Below are 22,261 nucleotides of genomic sequence, written 5' to 3' on the forward strand. Positions count from 1 at the left end.
AATGGATCCATTCACTACAGTGGGGTCCATGCTTGAGCGACTGGCCCCCATTGGAAGAGATCCCGAGACCGGCGGCTACCTGCGGGACGCCTGGTCGGCCGCCGACCTGGAGCTGCGCGAGTGGTTCACCGGCGAGGCCACCGCAAGGGGCCTCGACCTGCGTGAAGACCGCAACGGAAACCTGTGGGCGTGGTGGGGGAGCCCGTCCCGCGAGCGCCCGGGCGTGGTGACGGGCAGCCACCTCGACTCGGTCCGCCAGGGCGGCGCCTTCGACGGCCCGCTCGGCGTCGTGTCCGCCTTCGCCGCGCTCGACCTGCTCAAGGAGCGGGCCGTGACGCCCTCGGTGCCCCTGGGCGTGGCCTGCTTCACCGACGAGGAGGGCGCCAGGTTCGGCGTGCCGTGCATGGGCTCGCGGCTGCTCACCGGCGCACTCTCCCCCGACCGGGCGCTCGGGCTCACCGACGACGACGGCGACACGCTGGCCGAGGTGCTGCGGCGGGCCGGGCGCAGACCCCACGAGGCCGGCCGCGACGACGAGACGCTGGCCACCGTCGCCACCTTCGTGGAGCTCCACGTCGAGCAGGGGCGCGGGCTCGTGACCGAGGACCGCCCGGTGGGCGTCGCCGGGGCGATCTGGCCGCACGGCCGCTGGCGGCTCGACTTCCGCGGCCGGGCCGACCACGCCGGCACCACCCGGCTGGCCGACCGGGACGACCCGATGCTGCCCTTCGCCCGCATGACGCTGGCGGCCAGGCAGGCGGCTCAGCGGCTCGGCGTGGTGGCCACCGTCGGCAGGACGCGCGTCTCGCCCGGCAGCGCCAACGCCATCCCCGGCCTGGTCACCGCCTGGCTCGACGCGCGCGGGGCCGACGCGGCGGCCGTGCGCGAACTGGTCGCGGAACTGAGCGGCGAGGCGAGCGAGGTGCGCGAGGAGTCCTGGACGCCCGAGGTGGTCTTCGCCGAGGCGCTGCGCGACCGGCTGGCCCGGGTGGCCGGCGGCGACACGCCCGCGCCCATCCTGCCCACCGGCGCGGGACACGACGCCGGGATCCTCGCGGCGGCTGGCGTCCCGAGCGCCATGCTGTTCGTCAGGAACCCCACCGGCGTGTCCCACTCGCCCGAGGAGCACGCCGAGCGGGCAGACTGCGAGGCGGGAGTCGTGGCACTCGCGGACGTGCTGGAGGATCTGTGTCGCTGACCTACTGGTGCGAGCGGGCCTGGCTGCCCGAAGGGGTCGCCGGCGACGTGCTCGTGGAGATCGACGGCGCCAGGATCACCCGCGTCGAGCAGGGCCCGCCAGGCGACGCCGAGCGCCTGCCAGGGCTGACCGTCCCCGGCCTGGCCAACGCCCACTCCCACGCCTTCCACCGCGCGCTGCGCGGCCTCACCCAGGAGGGCAAGGGCGACTTCTGGACCTGGCGCGAGCGGATGTACGAGGTGGCCGCCCGGCTCGACCCCGGCTCCTACCAGCGCCTGGCCACCGCGGTCTACGCCGAGATGGCCCTGGCCGGGGTGACGTGCGTGGGCGAGTTCCACTATCTGCACCACGACCGCGACGGGCGGCCGTACCCGGGCGACGACAACGCGATGGGGCACGCCCTCGTCCGCGCCGCCCGCGCCGCCGGGCTGCGCATCGCGCTGCTCGACACCTGCTACGTGTCCGGCGGCATCGGCGCGCCGCTCGCCGGGCCGCAACTGCGCTTCAGCGACGGCGACGCCGAGCGCTGGGCGGTCAGGGCCGAACGGCTGCAGGCCGCCTACGACGGGCAGGCCGACGTCGAGATCGGCGCCGCCATCCACTCCGTGCGGGCGGTGCCGCCCGAGCAGATGCAGGTCGTGGCCGACTTCTCCCACCGCCACGCCGCGCCCCTGCACATGCACGTCTCCGAGCAGCGCGCCGAGAACGCCGCCTGCGTCGAACGCTACGCCGCCACGCCCGTCCAGGTCCTGCACGAACGCGGGGCGCTGGGGCCGCGCTCGACCGCCGTGCACGCCACCCACCTGACCGACGTGGACATCGAGCTGCTCGCGCAGTCGGGCACCTACATCTGCATGTGCCCCACCACCGAACGCGACCTCGCCGACGGCATCGGCCCGGCCAGGACCGCGGCCGACCGGGGCGCGCGGATCACTCTCGGCTCCGACAGCCACGCCGTGATCGACCTGTTCGAGGAGGCCAGGGCGGTCGAGCTGAACGAGCGGCTGGCCAGCGAGAGACGCGGGCACTGGCGCGCCGCCGACCTGCTGCGCGCCGCCACGGCCGAGGGGCACACCTCGCTCGGCTTCCCCGACGCGGGCCTGCTCGTGCCCGGCGCGTGGGCGGACCTGGTGACGCTCCGGCTCGACTCCGTACGTACGGCCGGCGCACCTGACCTGGAGGCGGTGGTGTACGCGGCGACGGCGGCCGACGTGCACTCGGTGGTCTCCGGCGGGCGGCGCGTGGTCGCCGACGGCCGCCACGTGCTCGGTGACGTCGGCCGCCTGCTGGCCGAGGCGATAGCGGCGGTGACGGGAGCGCCGGAAACGGTGGCAGAAACGGTGACAGGAACGGCGAGGGGGGAGCGGCGATGACCACGACGCTGATCGACGGGATCGGGCTGCTCTACACCGGCGACCCCGAGCGCGAGGAGATCCCCGGGGCCGCGCTCGTCATCGAGGACGGCCTGGTCGCCTGGACCGGCCCCGCCGCCGAGGCGCCCGACGCCGACGAGCGGGTGGACGCCGGCGGGCGTGCCGTCATCCCCGGTTTCGTGGACAGCCACGCGCACCTCGTCTTCGCCGGTGACCGGACGGCCGAGTTCCAGGCGCGCATGTCAGGGGAGGCGTACACGGGGGGCGGCATCAGGACCACGGTCGCCGCCACCCGCCGGGCGAGCGAGGCCGAGCTGGCCACCCGCGCGCGGGCCCTGGTCGGCGAGATGCTCGCGCAGGGCACCACCACCGTGGAGATCAAGAGCGGCTACGGGCTGTCCGTCGAGCACGAGCGGCGCTCGCTGGAGATCGCCACCGGGCTGACCGACGAGACCACCTTCCTCGGGGCCCACGTCGTGCCGGCCGGCACGGACGCCGACTCCTACGTGCGGCTCGTGGCCGGGGAGATGCTCGAAGCGTGCGCGCCCTACGCGAAGTGGGTCGACGTGTTCTGCGAGCGCGGGGCCTTCGACGGGGACCAGACGCGCGAGATCCTCTCCGCCGGGCGCAAGGCCGGGCTCGGGGTGCGCGTGCACGCCAACCAGCTCACGGAAGGGCCCGGGGTGCGGCTGGCCTGCGAGCTGGGGGCGGCCTCGGCCGACCACTGCACCCACCTGACGGCGGCCGACGTGGACGCGCTGGCCTCCTCGGGGACGGTGGCGACGCTGTTGCCCGGGGCCGAGTTCTCCACCCGCTCGCCGTACCCCGACGCGCGGCGGCTCATCGACGCGGGCGCGACCGTGGCGCTGGCTACCGACTGCAACCCCGGCTCGTCGTTCACCTCGTCGATGGCGTTCTGCGTGGCGCTGGCCGTGCGCGAGATGCGGATGACGCCGCTGGAGGCGATCAGGGCGGCGACGTACGGAGGGGCACGCGCGCTGCGCCGTACGGACGTAGGCTGGCTGAGGCGCGGGGCCCGTGCGGACCTCGTCGTCCTCGACGCCCCTTCCTACGTGCACCTGGCCTACCGGCCCGGCGTTCCCCTCGTTCACCAGGTGTTTCACCGTGGTCTCCTCCTTGAGGAGGACATCCAGAACCATCCCGCAGACGTAGTGCTTTAGGGAATCTTTGCCCCTGCTCGGACGTTGGCCGGGTAAGTATGCAGCTGCGGAACGAGGTGCCTGGGGATGGCAAGGCCTACGGGGAGTCGCACGCAGGAGCAGCACGTCGCTGATCGCGACCTGCTGGGGACATATCTGGCCGAGATCGGCCGGGTCCCGCTGCTCACGGCTGAGGAAGAGGTGGAGCTCGCCAAGCGGATCGAGGCGGGCCTGTTCGCCGAACAGCTGCTCGACAGCGGGGGCACGGAGCCGCGCATCGGGGACGCGGCCGACGAGGAGCTGGAGCGTCTGGCCATCTCCGGCCAGCGGGCCAAGGACGAGTTCATCCAGGCCAACCTGCGCCTGGTCGTGGCGGTGGCCAGGAAATACTCCGGCCGGGGGATGCCGCTGATCGACCTGGTCCAGGAGGGGAACCTGGGGCTGGTCCGGGCGGTGGAGAAGTTCGACTACCGGCGGGGCTACAAGTTCTCCACCTACGCCACGTGGTGGATCAGGCAGTCGGTGGGCCGGGCCATTCACGAGCAGGCCCGTCCGGTCCGCCTGCCGACGCACGCCGGCGAGCAGATGACCCGGCTGATGCGGGTGCGGCGCGACATCCTGGCGGAGTTCGACGCCGAGCCGACCGACGACGATCTCGCCGAGATCCTCGACCTGCCCATCGAGCGGGTCCGTGAGCTGCGGCGCTGGGCCTCCGACCCGGTCTCGCTGCAACTGGGCGTCGGCGACGAGGACGAGACCGAGCTCGGCGACATGATCGCCGACGAGACCTGGGCCGACCCCGAGCAGCAGGCCATCGACATCCTGGAGCGCGAGCGGCTGGACCAGTGGCTCACCGGGCTCGAAGGGGTCACCAGCGAGATGCTGCGCTGGCGTTACGGGCTGGTCGACGGGCGCGAGCACACGCTGACGGAGGTGGGCGAACGCTACGGCATCGGCCGTGACCGGGCCCGCCGGATCGAACGCGACGCCCTGGCCCGGCTGCGCAAGATGGCCACCGCGGCCGCCTGAGCCGCCGCACGACACCGCCGCGGTTCCGGGGGGAGCCGTAAAGGGTCGGGGGAGCCGTGAGGCAGCGAGCCGCGAGGGCTCGGGTGATTCAGGGGGATTCGGGGGAGCCGTAAGCTTTCCGGCATGCATGTCGAGACGCTGCGCCGTTATCCGGTCAAGTCGATGCTGGGGGAAGAGCTCGCCGAGAGCGAGGTCGGCGAGCGGGGGCTCGCCGGAGACCGGGCGCGGGCGGTGCTCGACGTCGCGACGGGGAAGATCGCCAGCGCCAAGAACCCCCGCCTCTGGCGCGGGCTGCTGGCGATCGAGGGCGCACGAGCGCCGGGCGACGCGGAGCTGTCGGAGCTGCTCGGACGCGAGGTCAGGCTGATCGACGTGCCCCCGGAGGGCGCCCACCTCGAACGGTCGGTGCCCGAGCGGGTGCTGGCCGACGGCATCGAGGCCGAGGTGCCCTACACCACGACCGTGCTCGGCTCGGGCTCGCCCGAGGGCACGTTCTTCGACTTCGCGCCGCTCCACCTGATCACCACCTCCACCGTCGAGCGGATCGGCGCGCTCGGCCCGCGCGGCTCCGTCGAGGCCCTGCGGTACCGGCCCAACCTGGTGATCGCGACGGAGCCGGACGGCTTCGTGGAGAACGACTGGGCCGGGCGTGAGCTGCACATCGGCGCGGAGGTGGTGCTGCACGTGATCGTGCCCAGCCCGCGCTGCGCCGTGCCGACGCTGGCGCACGGGTCACTGGAGCGCGACGCCGACGCCCTGCGCACCGTGGCCAGGCACAACCGGGTCACGGTCTTCGACCTGGACAACCAGGCCTGCGCGGGCGTCTACGCGCGCGTGCTCCGCCCCGGCCTCGTGAGAAGGGGCGATCCGGTACGCCTCGCGTGACCGGCCGGCCCGAGGCCCGCCGGCACGCCCCATGTCAGAGCGTGCCCGGGCCCACCCGGCGACGCCTTACTTCGTGAGCGGTGTCAGGTACTTGTCCAGGTCGTCGAGGATCTTGCCGGCGGCCGTGACGCCGATCCCGGTCATCCAGATCTCGTCGTCCACGTTGTGCGCGTTGCCCGACTTGACCGCCGCCAGGTTCTTCCACAGCGGCCCCGCTGTGACGGTGGCCTGCGATTTGGCCGCCGCCTCCCCGTAGGCGGTGTAGAAGACGGCGTCGGCGTCGGCCTTGGCGATGTTCTCCTGGCTCAGCTTGCCGAAGCGCTTGTCGTCCTGGTCGGCCAGCTGCTGCGCCTCAGGCCGGGGGATGCCGGCGTCGCCCACCACGATGCCGCTGAACGACTCGGGGCCGTACATGCGGATCTCGGTCGGCATGAACCGCACGATGCTCACCTGGAGCTTCGCGAACTTGGCGCCCACCTCCTTGGCCCGCGTCCCGTACGCGGCCAGCAGCTGCTCGGCCTGCTCCTTCTTGCCCAGCGCCTCGGCGTCGAGCAGGAAGTTGTCCTTCCAGGTGATGCCGACCCGCTCGGTGAACACGGTGGGGGCGATCTTGGCGAGCTTGTCGTAGAAGGCGGCCTGGCGGAACTTGCTGCCCAGGATGAGGTCCGGCTTGAGCGCCATGATGGCCTCGATGTTGAGCTGCTGCAGCGTGCCCACGGGCTTGGTGTTCGCCAGCGCGGGGCCGAGGTACTCCGGCCAGGTCTGGTTCTCCTGGGCCTGCGCAGCGCCGACGGGGGTGAGCCCGAGCGAGACCATCGTGTCGAGCTTGTCGGTGTCGAGGACGATCACCCGGGCCGGCGTCATGGGCACCTTGGTCTCGCCCATGGCGTGCTTGACGGTACGGGTGGGGCCCGCTTCCTGGGACGCGGTGGTGCCGCTCCCGCATGCGGTGAGGACTAACACGGGCAGCATGGCAGCGACGGCCAGGCGGAGGCGCATGGGCATTCCTTGATCGTTAGGTTAGGCAATCCTAAGTATGGCATGTCTGATTCAGCGTTGCCCAAATGCGTGCGGTGAGATGCCCGAAACGTAGCCGAAACACCCGTGTGGCGAGATTCACAGATGTGAAACACGCCTGGTCGAGCCACGAAACCCCGGCCGAACACGCTGTGGCCACACGTCACATGTAAGGAGGGTCGCGTCGTGAAGATCGATAGCGGCACGACTGCCTGGATGCTCGCGGCCACCGCGTTGGTGCTGTTGATGACTCCGGGCCTCGCGTTCTTCTACGGGGGCATGACCAGGGCCAAGAGTGTCCTGAACATGATGATGATGTCGTTCGGCGCCATCGTCACCGTAACCATCACCTGGATGCTCTTCGGGCACTCCCTGGCCTTCACCGACAACCCCAGCGCAGCACTCAACAACTTCGTCGGCGGCTTCGACGCGCTCGGCCTGCAGAGCCTGGTGGAGACCGCGACGAAGGACGACGGCACCGGCATGCCGAGTCTCGTCTTCTCGGCCTTCCAGATGACGTTCGCCATCATCACGGTCGCCCTGATCAGCGGCGCGATCGCCGACCGGGCGAAGTTCGGCGCGTGGATGCTGTTCACCGTGATCTGGGCCGCGGTCGTCTACTTCCCCGTCGCCCACTGGGTGTGGGGCACCGGCTGGCTCAACACCATGGGCATCGAGGACTTCGCGGGCGGCACGGTCGTCCACATCAACGCCGGTGCGGCGGCACTGGCACTGGCCCTGGTGCTGGGCAAGCGGCAGGGCTGGCGCAAGGAGCCGATGCGGCCGCACAACCTGACCCTGGTGTTGCTCGGCGCGGCGCTGCTGTGGTTCGGCTGGTTCGGTTTCAACGCCGGCTCCGAGCTGGCCGTGGACGGCACGGCGGGCCTGGCCTTCCTCAACACCCAGGTCGCCACCGCGGTCGCCGTCGGCGCCTGGCTCGTGGTGGAGAAGCTGCGTGACGGCCACGCCACCAGCCTCGGCGCCGCCTCAGGCGCGGTGGCCGGTCTGGTCGCCATCACCCCCGCCTGTGGTTTCGTCGACCCCTGGGCCGCGATGGTCATCGGCCTGCTGGCCGGCGCGATCTGCGCCTACGCGGTGGGCCTGAAGTACAAGCTGGGCTACGACGACTCGCTCGACGTGGTCGGCGTGCACCTGGTCGGCGGTGTCGTCGGCGCCGTCTCCCTCGGCTTCCTGGCCGCCTACCCCTTCCTCGACCAGCAGAGCGAGGGCCTGTTCTACGGCGGCGGCTTCGGCCAGCTCGGCCTCCAGGTGCTCGGCCCCGTCGCGGTCGGCGGTTACTCCTTCATCCTCACGTGGATCATCGGCAAGATCATCGACAAGACGATGGGCTTCCGCATCTCCACCGAGGACGAGGTCACCGGCATCGACATCACCTCGCACGCCGAGACCGGCTACGACCTCGGCACCGTCCACGCCTCCGGCGTGAGCTCCCCCAACGGCCCCGTCACCGCTCCCGCCACGAAGAAGGTGGACGCATGAGGCTCATCACCGCCATCATCAAGCCCTTCAAGCTCGACGATGTGAAGGCCGCCCTCGAACAGTTCGGCATCAAGGGCATGACCGTCAGCGAGGCCAGCGGCTACGGCCGCCAGCGCGGCCACACCGAGGTCTACCGCGGCGCCGAGTACCAGGTGGACCTGGTGCCGAAGGTGCGCCTCGAAGTCCTCGCGGAAGAGGACGACACCGAGGACGTGATCGACGTCATCGTCAAGGCGGCTCACACCGGCAAGATCGGCGACGGCAAGGTCTGGTCCGTGCCGGTCGACACCGTCATCCGTGTGCGCACGGGAGAACGGGGTCCGGAAGCCCTGTGACGTCGGAGACGCGAAGCCCTGACAACGGCGTCAGGGCGGAGCACGACAGGGGTTCCACGACGGATCCGCGGCGATGCCCGGACGACGGGGTCCGGGCGGAGCTCGGCAAGGGGGCACAGCAGTGAGGGGAGAGGCCCGTTCGTACGCCGCGGCCCGCAAGGAGCGGGGCGCGGACACCGACCGCTGGCTGAAGGATCTCTTCCGTACGGCGAGCGACGGCGAGCACGTCTCGCTCGTCGCCGTCGGCAGCCTGGGACGGGGTGAGCTGGCGCCCGGCAGCGACCTCGACCTGGTGCTGCTGCACAACGGCCGGCCCGACGTGGCCAGGATCGCCGACCGGATCTGGTATCCGATCTGGGACTCGGCGGTCAACCTCGACCACTCCGTACGCACGGTGGACGAGGCGGTCTCGGTGGCCCGGCAGGACCTCAAGGCCGTGCTCGGCCTGATCCAGGCCAGGCACGTGGCCGGCGACCCCGACCTGACCAGGAAGGCCAGGGAGTCGGTGCTGGCCGAATGGCGCGCCGACTCCAGGCGCAGGCTCGGTGAGCTGCGCGAGGCGGCCGACAAGCGGGCGCAGACCAGCGGCGAGCTGGCCTTCCTCCTGGAGCCAGACATCAAGGACGGCCGCGGCGGGCTGCGCGACGTCCAGGCGATGCAGGCCGTGGCCGCCGCCTGGGTCGCCTCGGCGCCGGGCCCGCGGGCGCGGGAGGCGTACGAGTTCATCCTCGACGTGCGGCACGCGCTGCACGTCGTCACCGCCCGCGGCACCGACCGGCTGGTCCTGCAGGAGCAGGACGCCGTGGCCGGGCTGCTCGGGCTGCTGGACGCCGAGGCGCTGATGCGCCGCCTCGCCGAGGCCGGCCGCACCGTCTCCCACGCCTTCGACGCCACCTGGCGCACCGTTGACCGACTGCTGTCAGGCCCGGCGCCCCGTGGCCGCCGCCCGCTGGCCGACGGCGTGGTCGAGCACGGCGGCGAGGTGGTGCTGGCCAGGGGCGCCGACCCGCGCAAGGACCCCGTCCTGGTGCTGCGCGCCGCCGCCGCGGCGGCCGACTCGGGGCTGCCGATGGCGCCCGCGACGGTGTCCGTCCTCGCAGCTCAGTCGGCTCCGATGCCGGTGCCGTGGCCCGAGGAGGCCCGCGACGCGCTGGTGTCGATCCTCGGCGCCGGCCGCGCCGCCGTGCCCGTGTGGGAGGAGCTCGACCAGGCGGGCATCCTTGTCAAGCTGCTTCCTGACTGGGAGCGGGTACGCCACCGTCCCCAGCGCAACCCGATCCACCGTTTCACGGTCGATCGGCACCTGATCGAGGCCGCCGCGAACGCGGCCGGCCACACCCGCGAGGTCTCCCGCCCCGACCTGCTGCTGATCTCCGCGCTGCTGCACGACATCGGCAAGGGCTGGCCCGGCGACCACTCGGCGACCGGCGAGGTCGTGGTCCGCGACATCGCCACCCGCATCGGCCTGCCCGCGCCGGACATCGACACGCTGGCCGTCGTCGTCCGCCACCACCTGCTGCTGCCCGAGACCGCCACCCGCAGGGACCTCGACGATCCCGTGACGATCGAGAAGGTCGCCGCCACGGTCGGCACCCGCGAGGTGCTCGACCTGCTGGCCGCGCTGGCGGTCGCCGACGGCAACGCGACCGGTCCCGCCGCCTGGAACGCCTGGAAGGCGGGGCTCGTCGCCGACCTCGTCCGCCGGGTCAGGTCGGTGCTGGCGGGCTCGCCGCCGCCCAAGCCGCCCACGCTCTCGCCCGAGCAGGCCGGGCTGGCCCGGCACGGCGGCGGCGCCGTCCGGGTCAACGGGGGAGCGGTCACCGTCGTCGCCCCCGACCGGGTGGGCCTGCTGTGGAGCGCCGCCGGGGTGCTGTCGGCCCACCGGCTCGTCGTGCGCTCCGCCTCGTCGGCGTCCGCGGGCTCCACGGCGGTGATCGAGTTCTCCGTCATCCCCGAATACGGCTCTCCGCCCGACCCCGCGACGCTGGAGGCCGATCTCCGTCTCGTCCTTGCCGGCCGTCTTGACATCGAGCAGCGGCTGGCCCGGCGCACCCGCTCGCTCAGGCCGCCCCGCGTACCCGTGGCCCCACCTCGGGTGACGCTGGTCGACGACGCCTCCGCGACCGCTACCGTGGTGGAAGTCAGGGCCCATGACAGGCCGGGACTTCTGTGGCGCATCGGGCGTGCGTTCGGTGAGTGTGGTCTTGACGTGAGGGCCGCTCGCGTGGAGACTCTCGGCGCGGAGGCGGTGGACGTCTTCTACGTTGTGGACCGCGCGGGTCGCCCCCTCAGCGACGACGCGCAGAGGGCTCAAGTCCGCGATCAAGTCCTGGCCGCACTGCGATAACCAACAACACATCGACTACGGTCACGTTTGTAACGATTGTGTCCGATATGCCTGTTAAGTCAGTTGCTGCGGATACCTTGTGGACGGCTTATGGCCCGTGGCGGACGGGACGATTGAGGGGTAGCGGGAGCGGTGACTACGGGGAGTGCGGGAAGCGACCCAGCCACACGAAGGGATCGCGGGCAGCGGTCTCTGCCACGGCTGGGGCTGCGGAATTGGCGCGTGAGATGGCGGCTGACCGCCCTCATCCTGGTGCCCACCATCGCCGGCGTCGTGCTCGGGGGAGCACGCGTGGTCGGGTCCGTCCAGAGCATCGGCGTCTACGACCGCACGGCCACCGCGGCCGAGCAGGCCGGGCGCATCCGTGACCTGGTGCAGGCCATCGGGCTGGAGCGTGACACGGGCGGCTGGATCGGCGCGAGCCGCTCGGTGCGCAAGGCTCTGGCCAACCCGTACGCCCAGCGCAAGGCGTCCGTCGACACGTTGATCAAGACCGTCAGAGCCGACCTTAACACGATGGACGACTCCTACGGGCCACGTGTGGTCAAGGCCGTCGAACAGGCCAAGTACGACCTGGGCCGGCTCGCCAAGATCAGGACCGAGGGTCAGGTCAACACCATCCGGTACGACTTCCTCACCGACACCCTGCTCAAGCTGCACGACGAGCTGGCCCTGATGTCCGACGACTCCCAGATCGTCGGCCAGTTCCGTGCCCTGAGCGCGCTCGCCTCGGCCAAGGAGGAGATGTCCCGGCAGCGGGTGAAGCTGCTGCAGGCCTCCTACGAGTCGAGGCGGGTCGGCGCCAAGGACGTCGAGGAGTTCATCGCCTCCAACGCCCGCCAGCAGCGCGACATCGGCACCGTCGGCGCCGAGGCCGGCGTCGAGGTCGGCCTTGAGCTGTCCAAGGCGCTCACCTCCAACAACGACTACGTCAACGTCCAGCTCACCAAGTCGCGGGCGGTCACGCTGGTCAGCGGCCGGCAGCCGGGCGCCACGATCACCGACAACCTGATCTCCGCCAACGCCGAGCGCGACCAGTGGTTCAAGCAGAACACCAACGCCATCGAGGTGCTGCACGGCATCGAGAAGCAGATGGCGGACAAGGTGAACCTGCGCAGCCAGGAGCTGCGCCAGTCCGAGATCACCAGCGCGATCCTCGCGGGCGCCCTGATCCTCGGATTGCTGCTGGTCGTGCTGCTGCTCACCGTCGCCATCGCCCGCTCCATGGTCGGCCCGCTGCGCCGGCTGCGCACCGAGGCGCTGGAGGTGGCCGGCTTCCGGCTGCCGGACGTGGTGCACCAGCTGCGCGTCAGCGGTGACGCGGCCGTGCGCGACGTGCAGCCGATCGAGGTCGAGGGCAACGACGAGATCGGTGAGGTGGCCAGGGCCTTCGACCAGGTGCACCGGCAGGCCGTGCGCCTGGCGGGCGAGGAGGCCGAGCTGCGCAGCAACATCAGCTCGATGTTCGTCAACCTCTCGCGCCGCACGCAGACGCTGGTCGAGCGGCAGATCTCGCTGATCGACGGCCTGGAGAAGGGCGAGCAGGACGGCGGCCGGCTCTCCGACCTGTTCAAGCTCGACCACCTGGCCACCCGCATGCGCCGCAACTCCGAGAACCTCCTGGTCCTGGCCGGGCACGAGGCCACCCGCCGGCGCAGCCAGCCGGCCAAGCTGGTCGACGTCGTCCGCGCCGCGCTGTCGGAGGTCGAGGGGTACGAGCGGGTCCAGGTCAAGGTGCACCGGGCCACCTCCGTGCTCGGCAGCTGCGCCAACGACCTGGTCCACCTCGTCGCCGAGCTGGTCGAGAACGCCATCCAGTTCTCCCCGAGCAACTCCCAGGTCACGGTCACCAGCAGCCTGATCGAGGGCGGCGGCGCGCTGCTGTCCGTCACCGACTCCGGCATCAGCATGACCGAGGACGAACTGGCCGAGGCCAACCGCCGCCTGGCCGAGCCGCCCGTCGTGGACGTGTCGGTCTCCCGCCGCATGGGCCTGTTCGTGGTCGGCCGGCTGGCGCTGCGCCACGGCATCAGGGTGCAGCTGCGCAAGGGCGACGGCAGCGGCCTGATCGCCATGGTGCTGCTGCCGCCCACGCTGATCGCCGACGGGACGCAGCAGCAGCCGCTGCCGCAGCGGCCGGCCTTCGGCGGCGGCACCGTGCCCGGCCAGCCCGCCGCTTCCGGCGCTCCCGGAGCCAACGGGCTGGGCACGCCGAACGGGACGTTCCGCTCGTTCGCCAGCTTCGACTCCTTCGAGATCGGGCAGGTGCCGCGGCCGGGCGGCCACGGCAACGGGGAGCAGCAGCCGGGCGGGTTCGAGAACGGGCAGCCCAGGCCGGGCGGCTTCGACAGCGGCCAGCAGCGTCGCGGCGCCTTCGACGCCCCGGCCCCGCCACGCCCCGGCTCCGCCGACAACGGGCGGCCGCGGCACGCGGCCCCGCCCTCCGGCCAGGGGCCCGGCTCGTTCGACAACGGCTCGTTCGACAACGGTTCCTACGACAGCGGCCCGTACAACAGCGGGCCCGGCCGGACGGGCCCCGGCACGTCCGACACAGGACCCGCGCGGCGGCCGGGTCCGCGCCGGGGCGACAGCCAGGACGACAGGGCGCAGGGGACGCCCGGGCCCGCGTTCGGAGCGTTCAACTCCGACCCGGGACGTCCGGGGCCGGGCGGCTTCACCGCCGACACCGACGGCGGCTCCTACCGCAGGCAGCAGGGCACGTTCGACTCGGGAACCTACCCCTCGTACCCCGGCGCGGGTTCCCCGCGATCTGGTAATGGCGCGTTCCAGACGCCGCCACCGGCGCCGTCGTACTCGACGAACGACGTGCGCGGGCCGGACCGGGCCCCGTCGGTCGACATGTCGCCGATGGAGCAGGAGGAGTTCCTGCCGATCTTCGCCTCGGTGGAGTCGGCCTGGTTCCGCCGGCCGCCTGCGGAGGCACCGCCCCAGACGGCGACCACCGGTGAGGCCACACCGGCGCAAGCCGTACCCTCTGGGGAGGAAGCGTGGCGTACGGCCGCGGACGCCGGATGGCGTGCGGCGGCCGCGGCCAGCGAACCCAGTCTCGGCGGCGTCACCGCCGCCGGGCTGCCCAAACGGACCCCGAAGGCCAACCTGGTGCCGGGCACGGCGAACCGGCCCGCACAGGCGCAGCAGCCCCAGCGGCAGGCCCCCGCGCCTCCGGTCTCAGCCGACCGGATGCGCGCCAGGATGGCCGGCTACCAGCAAGGTGTACGACGGGGCCGCCAGGAAGTACGTGGACAGGAGGAACAGAGTGAGTAAGCGTCCCGCCGGGGAGGATGCGTGACAACCCTTAGCCATGAGGCGCACAAGTTCGACTGGCTGATCACCGACTTCGTACGCAACACCCCAGGTGTCGCGCACGCCGTCGTCGTCTCGGCCGACGGGCTCTGCCTGGCCGCCTCGGAGGGCTTCCCGCCCGACCGGGCCGACCAGCTCGCCGCGGTCTCCGCGGGTCTGCTGAGCCTGACCGTGGGTGCGTCCAGGGTGTTCGAGGGCGGAGCGGTGACGCAGACCGTCGTCGAGATGCAGCGCGGCCTGCTGCTGGTGATGGCGATCAGCGACGGCTCGGTCCTGACGGTGCTGGCGGGTCCGGATTGTGACATGGGCCTCGTGGCGTACCAGATGACGTTGCTGGTAGACAGAGCGGGACAAGCGCTGACACCGGCCCTTCGCGCGGAGCTTCAGGCCGCCAGGTCCCGGTGATGTGATGGAACTGATGGGAGAGGGCCGTGTACGGCACTGACGGCACCGGGGACGAAGAACCCCTGTTCCGTCCTTACGCCGTGACCGGTGGCCGTAGCGAGCCGCGTTATCACCTCGCCATGGAGACGTTGATCTCGTCCATGTCGATCCCGGACGACGAGATGGCCATGCTCACCCCCGAGCAGGAGGCCATCATGCAGCTGTGCAGGTCGTTCCGGTCGGTCGCCGAGATCTCGGCCCTGCTCCGCGTCCCGCTGGGCGTGGCCAGGGTGCTCGTGGCGGACATGTCCGACGAGGGGCTCGTCCGCCTGCACCAGCCACGCCTCAGCCAGGGACAGCCAGACCTCAACATGCTCGAAAGGGTGCTCAGTGGACTACGCAGGCTCTAGCCCCGGCCTCACGTCGACGAAGATCGTCGTCGCGGGCGGGTTCGGCGTCGGGAAGACGACGTTCGTGGGGGCGGTGTCCGAGATCCTCCCGCTCACCACGGAAGCCGTGATGACCGACGCGTCCGCGGGCATCGACGACCTGGGCATGACGCCGAACAAGCAGACCACGACCGTGGCGATGGACTTCGGCCGCCTTTCGCTCGACCGCGACCTGATCCTCTACCTGTTCGGCACCCCGGGTCAGCACCGGTTCTGGTTCATGTGGGACGACCTCGTCCGCGGCGCGATCGGCGCCGTGGTGCTGCTCGACACGCGCCGCCTGGCCGACAGCTTTCCGGCCATCGACTACTTCGAAGAGGCCAAGCTGCCGTTCGTCATCGGGGTCAACGGGTGGGACGGCCAGTTCCCGCACTCCGACGTCGAGGTCAGGGAGGCGCTCGCGCTCTCGCCGCACGTGCCGATCGTGCGCACCGACGCCCGCAGCCGCGAGTCGGTCAAGGCGACGCTGATCTCGCTGGTCGAGCACGTCGTACGCCTGCGCGCGGCCCCCGTCCGCTAACCGGTCCGTCCGCCGGCCCTCGCGGCGCTTTCGTGGGTCAGGCGCCCGGGCGCGGGGCCGGGGCCGGGGCCGCCCAGGGGACCTCGTCGAGCGAGTCGAGCACCGGGACCAGCAGCTCCTCCTCGTAGGCGAAATGCGCCTCCATCGCGTCGGCGACGCGCCCGATGGTGTCCTGATCGCCCGCCTGCCGCAGCTCCCCGATCAGCCCGGCGAGCACGGCGTGCTCCTCGCGCAGCCGGTCGAGGGGCTGCTTCAGCTCGGGGAACAACTGCTCCAGGTGCGGGAACGCGACCCGGTCCTCGCCTCCGTGGTGGAACGTCAGCGCCTCGCAGAAGGCCAGGCAGTGCTCCCGCAGGTCGCCGGCCGGCCGCTCGCCCGCGCGCAGCTGCGCCAGCTCGCCCCTGAGGGCTTCGTGGATGCGTACCAGCTCGGCGCCGAACGCCCGCAGCCGCTCCCGCTCCGGGTAGAGCGCGACGACCGGGATGACCCGATCCGTCCCCTCCTGGTACGCGGCGAACGCCGGGTCGGCGGCGGCCTGGCGGGCGTACAGGCGCTCACGCTCCTCCCCGAGCAGCGGCGCCGCCCTGGCCGTGAACGTCCGCCCGCCCAGCTCGACCGTGACCTTCGGGTCGGCCAGCAGGTTGTGGTACCAGGCCGGATGGGCCGCGGCGCCGGCGTTGGAGGCGAAGACCAGGACGCGTTCGCCGTCGCGCAGGTAGACGGCGGGTGTGGTGTGCCGCCGGCCCGTCCTGGCGCCGGTCGTGGTCAGCAGCACGAGCGGGACGCCCGCGAACCTGCCGCCCACTTCGCCGGCGTTGGCCCGGAACTCCGCGATCACCCGCTGGTTGACGTTCGTCATGCCCTTACCCTTCTTGCGAGGCCATCGACGTATTTACTTTGCAAGCAAAGCTAATTTAGACAGCAAGGTGTTGGGCATGTCAACTGGCGGCTTGAGCGTGGACGACGGGATCAGGACGTTGCTGCTGCTGATGCCGCGCCTGGTGGGGCGGGCCAAACGGCTGAAGGTGCCGGAGGAATTGCAGGCGCTGTCGCTGGCGCCCCGGCATCTGTCGCTGCTGGCGTACCTGCTGTTCGACGGGTCGATGACGGTGAACGAACTTGCGGCCCGGCTGGAGGTGGCGCCCGCGACCGTCAGCCTGATGGTGGGGGAGCTGAGCCGGAAGGGCGTGCTGGACCGGCGCGAGGACGACGCCGACCGGCGCCGGACGATCGTGAGCATCGCCGATCGGCACCAGGACGCGATCAACGAGTGGCTCGGCTACGGCGCCAAGGCGTGGCGGCAGGCCCTCCAGCCGCTCACGCCGGAGCAGCGGCGCCTGTTCGTGGACACCCTGCTCGCCTACGAGCGCGCGGTCTCAGGCTGAGGGACGCGACGACCGGGTCGTCGGCGCGCGGCGGTTGATCAGGGTTTCGATGCCGTCGAGGACGCGTTCCAGGCCGAACTCGAAGGCGTGCTCGGGGCTGTAGGCGGCGTTGAACGCCTCGCCGGCCGACTGCCCGACCCTGGAAGCCACGGGATAGCGGCCGGCGTCGGCGATCCGGCTGAGGAAGGGCGCGTGCGCGGCCCACCACTGCTCGTCGGTCAGCCCGGTCGCGCTCTCCGCCTGCGCGGCCTCCACCGCGCCCCTGGCCGCCCCGTGCACGAAGCCGGTGATCAGGGTGATCACCGAGTCCATCTCCAGGTCCGTCAGGCCGATGCCGTCCACGGCGCGCAGTTCGTAGTCGTACTTGGCCGTCACGTTGGGGCCGAGCGGGGGACGGCTCACCGCCACCTGGAGCAGCCAGGGATGGCGCAGGTAGAGGGCCCAGTTCTCCCTGGCGATCCGGTCGAGCGCGCCCCTCCAGTCGCCGGGCGCGTGCTCCGGCCTGGCGGTCTCGCCGTACACCGTGTCGAGCATGACGTCGAACAACTCCGGCTTGCCCGGCACGTACGTGTAGAGCGACATCGTCCCCACGCCCAGCCGTTCGGCCACGCGGCGCATGGACAACGCCTGAAGGCCCTCGGCGTCGGCCACCTCGATGGCGGCGCGCACGATGCGGTCGACGTTCAGCTCTGGCTTGCCCTTGCGGCTGGCCCGCTCGCTGGTCCGCCAGAGCAGCGCCAGGCTGCGCGCCGGGTCGCCTTTCCCGGAGTACTCGACTGTCACCCTCGTACGGTACACCGTACGGTTGCCGTTATCGACCGTATGGCGTACGGTACGGCGTACGCTACGTGGAGGAGGCGGCAATGTCAGCGGTACTCGCGCGCGATCTGCGCAGGACGTACGGCGAGAAGGCGGCGCTGGACGGCATCGATCTCGACGTGGGCCAGGGCACGGTGCACGGCCTGCTCGGCCCCAACGGCGCGGGCAAGACCACGGCCGTCCGCGTCCTCACCACGCTCCTGCGCCCCACCGGCGGGCGCGCCGAGGTGGCCGGCTTCGACGTCGTCCGGCAGCGCCGCCAGGTACGCCGCAGCATCGGCCTGGTCGGGCAGCACGCCGCGGTGGACGAGATCCTGACCGGCCGGCAGAACCTGGAGTTGTTCGGCCGCCTCTACCACCTGGGCGCCGCCGCGGCGCGGGCCAGGGCGGGGGAGTTGCTGGAGCGCTTCGGCCTGGAGCACGAGGGGCCGGCCAAGGAGTATTCCGGCGGCATGCGGCGCCGGCTCGACCTCGCGGCGGGCATGATCCTGGCGCCGCCCGTGCTGTTCCTCGACGAGCCCACCACGGGCCTCGACCCGCGCAGCCGCACGGAGATCTGGCGGGCCGTGCGCGACCTGGTCGCCGGCGGCACCACGGTGCTGCTGACCACTCAATACCTGGAGGAGGCCGACCACCTCGCGGACCGGATCTCCGTGATCGACGCGGGCCGGGTGGTGGCCGAGGGCACGCCGGACGAGCTCAAGGCCAGGCTCGGCGGCGACCGGCTGGACGTGGTGATCCGCGACCCGGAACGGCTGGGGGAGGCCGCGGAGATCGTCGGCCGCGCGGCATCCGGAGCCGCGGCCGGTGCCAGGGATGGAGCTGCGGCCGGGGCGGTGGAAGTCGATCAGGACACCCGGCACGTGAGTGTGCCGGTGCGCGAGCGCGTCCAGGCGCTCACGGAGGTGCTGGTGGCACTGTCGGCGGCCGGGATCGAGGTCGAGGACGTGGCCGTGCGCCGCCCGACCCTCGACGAGGTCTTCCTGAGCCTGACCGCCGGCGGTGACGGCGAATGAACGCGATCACCCGCGGAGGGGAGCGGCAGATGGAGACGATGCCGGCGGCGGACGGTGGCATAAGCGCCGGGTCGCTGCGCTGGGCGCTCGTGGACGGCTGGACGGTGGCCCGCCGGGACCTGATCCACTGGGCCAACCAGCCCATGACGGTGGTGTTCGGGGTGGTCTTCCCCGTGGTCATCACGCTGGCCTTCGGCTACCTGTTCGGCGGCGCGGTGGAGGTGCCGGAAGGGGCCGGCTACTTCGCCTTCCTCATGCCCGGCATGTACGGCATGACGATGCTCTTCGGTCTGAGCGCCACCATGATCGCCGTCAGCACCGACGTCTCGAAGGGCGTCACCGACCGCTTCCGCTCCATGCCCATGGCGCCCTCGGCCGTGCTGATCGGCCGGGCCGTCGCCGATCTGCTCAACTCGGTCCTCGTCCTGGCCGGCCTGCTGGCCTGCGGCCTGGCGGTCGGCTGGCGCCCGGCCACGTTCTCCGGCGCGCTCGGAGCGGTGGGCCTGCTGCTGCTCCTGCGCTTCTCACTGCTCTGGGCGGGGATGTACCTGGGGCTGCTCACCAGGGATCCCGGCGCGGTGGTGGCGGTGCAGACCTTGGAGTTCCCGATCGGCTTCCTGTCCAACGCCTTCGTCGCGCCGGGCACGATGCCGGGCTGGCTGGGGACGATCGCGGAGTGGAACCCGCTGTCGTCCACGGTGGCGGCGGCCAGGCAGCTGTTCGGCAACCCGGGGTGGGGCGGGGACTCCTGGGTGGCGCAGCACGCGGTGGCGATGGCCGTGGTGTGGCCGCTCGTCATCACGGTGCTGTTCTTCACCCTGTCGGTCCGCCTGTACCAGCGCCTCGACCGCTGAACGCCCCTTACGCCGATCCGTGCCGGTAGAATGCGACGGGCTCGGGCGGCAGGGGAGTGTTGCCGAGGATGAGGTCGGCGGACTTCTCGGCCAGCATCATCACGGGGGCGTAGATGTTGCCGTTCGTCACGTACGGCATGGCCGAGGCGTCCACCACGCGCAGCCCGTCCAGGCCGTGCACCCGCATGGTCTCCGGATCGAGCACGGACATCTCGTCGGTGCCCATCCGGCAGGTGCACGACGGGTGCAGCGCGGTCTCGCCGTCCTTGGCCACCCAGGCCAGGATCTCCTCGTCCGTCCGCACGTCAGGCCCGGGTGACAACTCGCCCCCGTCCAGGTCCGCCCAGGCGGGCTGGGACAGGATGGCCCTGGCGTGCCTGATCGCCTCCACCCACTCGCGCCGGTCCTGCTCGGTGGACAGGTAGTTGAAGCGCAGGGCCGGCTTGCGGCGCGGATCGGCGGAGACGACGCGGACCGAGCCGCGGGCGTCGGAGTACATCGGGCCGATGTGCACCTGGTAGCCGTGGCCGCCGGCCGGTGCCGAGCCGTCGTAGCGGACGGCGATCGGCAGGAAGTGGAACATCAGGTTGGGGTAGGCCACGTCGTCGTTGGAGCGGATGAAGCCGCCGGCCTCGAAGTGGTTGGTGGCTCCCGGGCCGCGCCGGCGGAAGAGCCAGTCGGCGCCGATGAAGGGGCGGCGCCACCTGGCCAGCGAGGGCTGCTGCGAGACCGGTTGCGTGCACGCGTGCTGGATGTAGACCTCCAGGTGGTCCTGGAGGTTCTCCCCGACGCCGGGCAGGTCGTGCACCATCTCGATGCCCAAAGGCTCGAGCAGAGCGCGCGGGCCGACGCCGGAGAGCTGGAGGAGCTGCGGGGTGTTGACGGCCCCGCCGCACAGGATGACCTCCCCGGCCTCGATGCGCTCGCCGCCGCACAGCACGCCGGTGGCGCGGGCGCCGTCGAAGAGCACCTTCTCCACGAAGGCGCGGGTCCTGACGGTCAGGTTGGGGCGGCGGCGCACCGGGTGGAGGTAGGCGCGGGCGGCGCTGAGCCGGCGGCCGCGGTGCACGTTGCGGTCGAAGGCGGCGAAGCCCTCCTGGCGGTAGCCGTTCACGTCGTCGGTCAGGGGGTGCCCGGCCTGCTGGACCGCCGCGAAGAACGCCTCGAACAGCGGCCCGCGCGCCGGGCCGCGCTCCAGCTTGAGCGGGCCCTCACCGCCGCGGAAGTCGGTACCGGGGTCGGCCAGGCAGTTCTCCATCTTCTTGAAGTACGGCAGGCAGTGGGCGTAGTCCCAGTTCTTCATGCCGGGATCGCCGGCCCAGCGCTCGTAGTCCAGCGGGTTGCCGCGCTGGAAGATCATGCCGTTGATGCTGCTCGAACCGCCCAGCACCTTGCCGCGGGCGTGGTAGACGCGCCGGCCGTTCATGTGCGGCTCGGGTTCTGACTCGTACTTCCAGTCGTAGAAGCGGCTGCCGATGGGGAACATCAGCGCGGCCGGCATGTGGATGAACACGTCCCACAGGTAGTCGGCCCGGCCGGCCTCCAGCACCAGCACCGAGGTCGAAGGGTCGGCGCTGAGCCGGTTGGCCAGGGCGCAGCCGGCCGAGCCGCCGCCCACGATGACGAAGTCGAACCTCAACGCGGAATCCAGTCCTTCCACACGATCTTGTTCTCGTCGACCCACCGCTCGGCGGCCTCTTCGGCGCTCATCTTCTCGTTGATCATGTCACTGGCCACGGCGTTCTGGTCGTCGTTGGTCCAGTTGAAGTTGCGGACGAACTCGTACGCCTTCCCGCCGGTCTCGGCGAACCGCTTGCTGACGATCTTGTCCAGCAGGTACGGCGGGTAGTCGCAGGCCACCTTCGCCGCCGTGTCGTCACAGCCCACCGCGTACGGCGGCAGCGAGACCTTGACCAGCCGGATCTTGGTAAACAGCCATTGCGGCTCGTAGAAATACATGAGCAGCGGCGTCCGATTCTTCGTCGCCTCCTGCGCGGCCTTGATCAGCGCGGCCTCGCTGCCGGAGTAGACGACCCGGTAATTCAGCCCGAGGTTCTTGATGATCGCCTCGTCATTCGTCACGAAGGTCGGATCGCCGTCCAGAACCTGCCCGGCGGTTCCTGTTTTGTCCGTCCGGAAAAGGCTAGAGTACTTATTGAGGTTTCGGTAGTCCGTAATGCCGGGATATCTTTTGGCCATCCACTCGGGGATGTACCAGCCGATGACCCCTTTGTTCCCCGTGAGGCCCGCCGAGAGAGCGACCTTCTTCTGCTCGATGTAGGTCTTCTTCAGATCGTTGTGACCCCAGCTCTCCACGATCACGTCGACCTTGCCGGATTCGAAATCCTTCCAGGACTGGTCCTCTTTCACGGGGCGCTTGTTGACCTTGTAGCCCAGTTCCCGCTCCAGCAGGTGCGCCATCACGGCGGCCTGGGCCTCGTAGCCCGCCCAGGCGTGGATGTCGATGTTGACCGTCCCCTTGGCCTGGGCGGCGGTCTCGGGCTCGGCGCCCGAGCAGGCCGTCAGGAGCAGGAGCCCGACGAGGGGCAGGGTGAGGGGCAGGGTGAGGGGCCCGGCGAGGTGCCTGGCGGCGAGCGTCTTGGTTCGCATCATCAGAGGTCTCCGGGACGCGCGGCCCCAGGGGCGGGGCCGCGCCGTCATGACGG

At 71.3% G+C, this 22,261-nt stretch carries 20 protein-coding genes; 15 read left to right on the top strand and 5 right to left on the bottom strand.

Going from position 1 to position 22,261, the window contains the following annotated elements; translation table 11 throughout:
- The first annotated feature begins 28 nt into the window (after positions 1-28).
- The 5 genes from B0I32_RS39115 (at position 29) to B0I32_RS39135 (ending at position 5,645) form a co-directional block, all read left to right on the top strand.
- Complete coding sequence (locus B0I32_RS39115) at positions 29-1,198, top strand: allantoate amidohydrolase (protein ID WP_106248314.1); 1,170 nt, start codon at positions 29-31, stop codon at positions 1,196-1,198.
- On the top strand, positions 1,189-2,571 hold the full coding sequence (locus B0I32_RS39120) for a formimidoylglutamate deiminase (RefSeq protein ID WP_106248315.1): 1,383 nt from the start codon (positions 1,189-1,191) through the stop codon (positions 2,569-2,571). The genes B0I32_RS39115 and B0I32_RS39120 overlap by 10 nt, the downstream gene beginning before the upstream one ends.
- Positions 2,568-3,752 (top strand): imidazolonepropionase, encoded by a 1,185-nt coding sequence (gene hutI / locus B0I32_RS39125; RefSeq protein WP_106248317.1) that lies wholly within the window; start codon positions 2,568-2,570, stop codon positions 3,750-3,752. Before B0I32_RS39120 ends, hutI begins: the two co-directional genes overlap by 4 nt.
- A 66-nt stretch (positions 3,753-3,818) precedes the next feature.
- Positions 3,819-4,760 (top strand): sigma-70 family RNA polymerase sigma factor, encoded by a 942-nt coding sequence (locus B0I32_RS39130; protein ID WP_106248319.1) that lies wholly within the window; start codon positions 3,819-3,821, stop codon positions 4,758-4,760.
- A gap of 123 nt (positions 4,761-4,883) precedes the next feature.
- On the top strand, positions 4,884-5,645 hold the full coding sequence (locus B0I32_RS39135) for an MOSC domain-containing protein (RefSeq protein ID WP_181308274.1): 762 nt from the start codon (positions 4,884-4,886) through the stop codon (positions 5,643-5,645).
- 66 nt (positions 5,646-5,711) lie between these two features.
- On the opposite strand, the gene B0I32_RS39140 is transcribed toward B0I32_RS39135, so the two are convergent.
- The gene (locus tag B0I32_RS39140) at positions 5,712-6,644 is read right to left on the bottom strand and encodes an ABC transporter substrate-binding protein (protein ID WP_245956302.1); all 933 of its coding nucleotides are present in this window, start codon (positions 6,642-6,644) and stop codon (positions 5,712-5,714) included.
- 204 nt (positions 6,645-6,848) lie between these two features.
- Here B0I32_RS39140 and B0I32_RS39145 point away from each other — a divergent pair, with 204 nt between their 5' ends.
- The 7 genes from B0I32_RS39145 to B0I32_RS39175 all read left to right on the top strand — a co-directional run bounded on the left by B0I32_RS39145 (position 6,849) and on the right by B0I32_RS39175 (position 15,521).
- Positions 6,849-8,162 carry an ammonium transporter gene (locus B0I32_RS39145; protein ID WP_106248322.1) on the top strand — a complete coding sequence of 438 codons (1,314 nt, stop codon included), beginning with the start codon at positions 6,849-6,851 and terminating at the stop codon, positions 8,160-8,162.
- Positions 8,159-8,497, top strand: coding sequence for a P-II family nitrogen regulator (locus B0I32_RS39150; protein WP_020546578.1), 339 nt, complete (start codon positions 8,159-8,161; stop codon positions 8,495-8,497). The genes B0I32_RS39145 and B0I32_RS39150 overlap by 4 nt, the downstream gene beginning before the upstream one ends.
- 121 nt (positions 8,498-8,618) lie before the next feature.
- The gene (locus B0I32_RS39155) at positions 8,619-10,844 is read left to right on the top strand and encodes a [protein-PII] uridylyltransferase (RefSeq protein ID WP_106248324.1); all 2,226 of its coding nucleotides are present in this window, start codon (positions 8,619-8,621) and stop codon (positions 10,842-10,844) included.
- 222 nt (positions 10,845-11,066) lie between these two features.
- Positions 11,067-14,129 carry a sensor histidine kinase gene (locus B0I32_RS39160; protein ID WP_181308276.1) on the top strand — a complete coding sequence of 1,021 codons (3,063 nt, stop codon included), beginning with the start codon at positions 11,067-11,069 and terminating at the stop codon, positions 14,127-14,129.
- A 21-nt stretch (positions 14,130-14,150) separates the two neighbouring features.
- On the top strand, positions 14,151-14,573 hold the full coding sequence (locus B0I32_RS39165) for a roadblock/LC7 domain-containing protein (protein ID WP_106248327.1): 423 nt from the start codon (positions 14,151-14,153) through the stop codon (positions 14,571-14,573).
- Positions 14,574-14,599: 26 nt separating this feature from the next.
- Complete coding sequence (locus B0I32_RS39170) at positions 14,600-14,962, top strand: DUF742 domain-containing protein (protein WP_106248329.1); 363 nt, start codon at positions 14,600-14,602, stop codon at positions 14,960-14,962.
- On the top strand, positions 14,943-15,521 hold the full coding sequence (locus B0I32_RS39175; protein WP_106248330.1) for a GTP-binding protein: 579 nt from the start codon (positions 14,943-14,945) through the stop codon (positions 15,519-15,521). Before B0I32_RS39170 ends, B0I32_RS39175 begins: the two co-directional genes overlap by 20 nt.
- A gap of 37 nt (positions 15,522-15,558) precedes the next feature.
- On the opposite strand, the gene B0I32_RS39180 is transcribed toward B0I32_RS39175, so the two are convergent.
- Positions 15,559-16,380, bottom strand: a complete 822-nt coding sequence (locus tag B0I32_RS39180; RefSeq protein ID WP_106248332.1) for a nitroreductase/quinone reductase family protein — start codon at positions 16,378-16,380, stop codon at positions 15,559-15,561.
- Positions 16,381-16,456: 76 nt separating this feature from the next.
- Here B0I32_RS39180 and B0I32_RS39185 point away from each other — a divergent pair, with 76 nt between their 5' ends.
- Positions 16,457-16,906 (top strand): MarR family winged helix-turn-helix transcriptional regulator, encoded by a 450-nt coding sequence (locus B0I32_RS39185; RefSeq protein ID WP_106248334.1) that lies wholly within the window; start codon positions 16,457-16,459, stop codon positions 16,904-16,906.
- Here B0I32_RS39185 and B0I32_RS39190 read toward each other — a convergent pair.
- Complete coding sequence (locus B0I32_RS39190; protein WP_106248336.1) at positions 16,898-17,689, bottom strand: TetR/AcrR family transcriptional regulator; 792 nt, start codon at positions 17,687-17,689, stop codon at positions 16,898-16,900. The two genes, B0I32_RS39185 and B0I32_RS39190, sit on opposite strands and share 9 nt — an antisense overlap.
- 80 nt (positions 17,690-17,769) lie before the next feature.
- On the opposite strand from B0I32_RS39190, the gene B0I32_RS39195 reads away from it, so the two are divergent.
- Entirely contained in the window at positions 17,770-18,741 is a 972-nt protein-coding gene (locus B0I32_RS39195; RefSeq protein WP_106248337.1) for an ATP-binding cassette domain-containing protein, read from the top strand.
- Positions 18,738-19,595, top strand: coding sequence for an ABC transporter permease (locus B0I32_RS39200; RefSeq protein ID WP_425438133.1), 858 nt, complete (start codon positions 18,738-18,740; stop codon positions 19,593-19,595). The genes B0I32_RS39195 and B0I32_RS39200 overlap by 4 nt, the downstream gene beginning before the upstream one ends.
- Positions 19,596-19,602: 7 nt before the next feature.
- On the opposite strand, the gene betA is transcribed toward B0I32_RS39200, so the two are convergent.
- Positions 19,603-21,234 (bottom strand): choline dehydrogenase, encoded by a 1,632-nt coding sequence (gene betA, locus B0I32_RS39205; RefSeq protein ID WP_106248339.1) that lies wholly within the window; start codon positions 21,232-21,234, stop codon positions 19,603-19,605.
- Entirely contained in the window at positions 21,231-22,256 is a 1,026-nt protein-coding gene (locus tag B0I32_RS39210) for an ABC transporter substrate-binding protein (RefSeq protein ID WP_245956303.1), read from the bottom strand. Before B0I32_RS39210 ends, betA begins: the two co-directional genes overlap by 4 nt.
- Between the last annotated feature and the right edge of the window lie 5 nt (positions 22,257-22,261).

The organism is Nonomuraea fuscirosea, from assembly GCF_003001935.1.
Classification (GTDB): Bacteria; Actinomycetota; Actinomycetes; order Streptosporangiales; family Streptosporangiaceae; genus Nonomuraea; species Nonomuraea fuscirosea.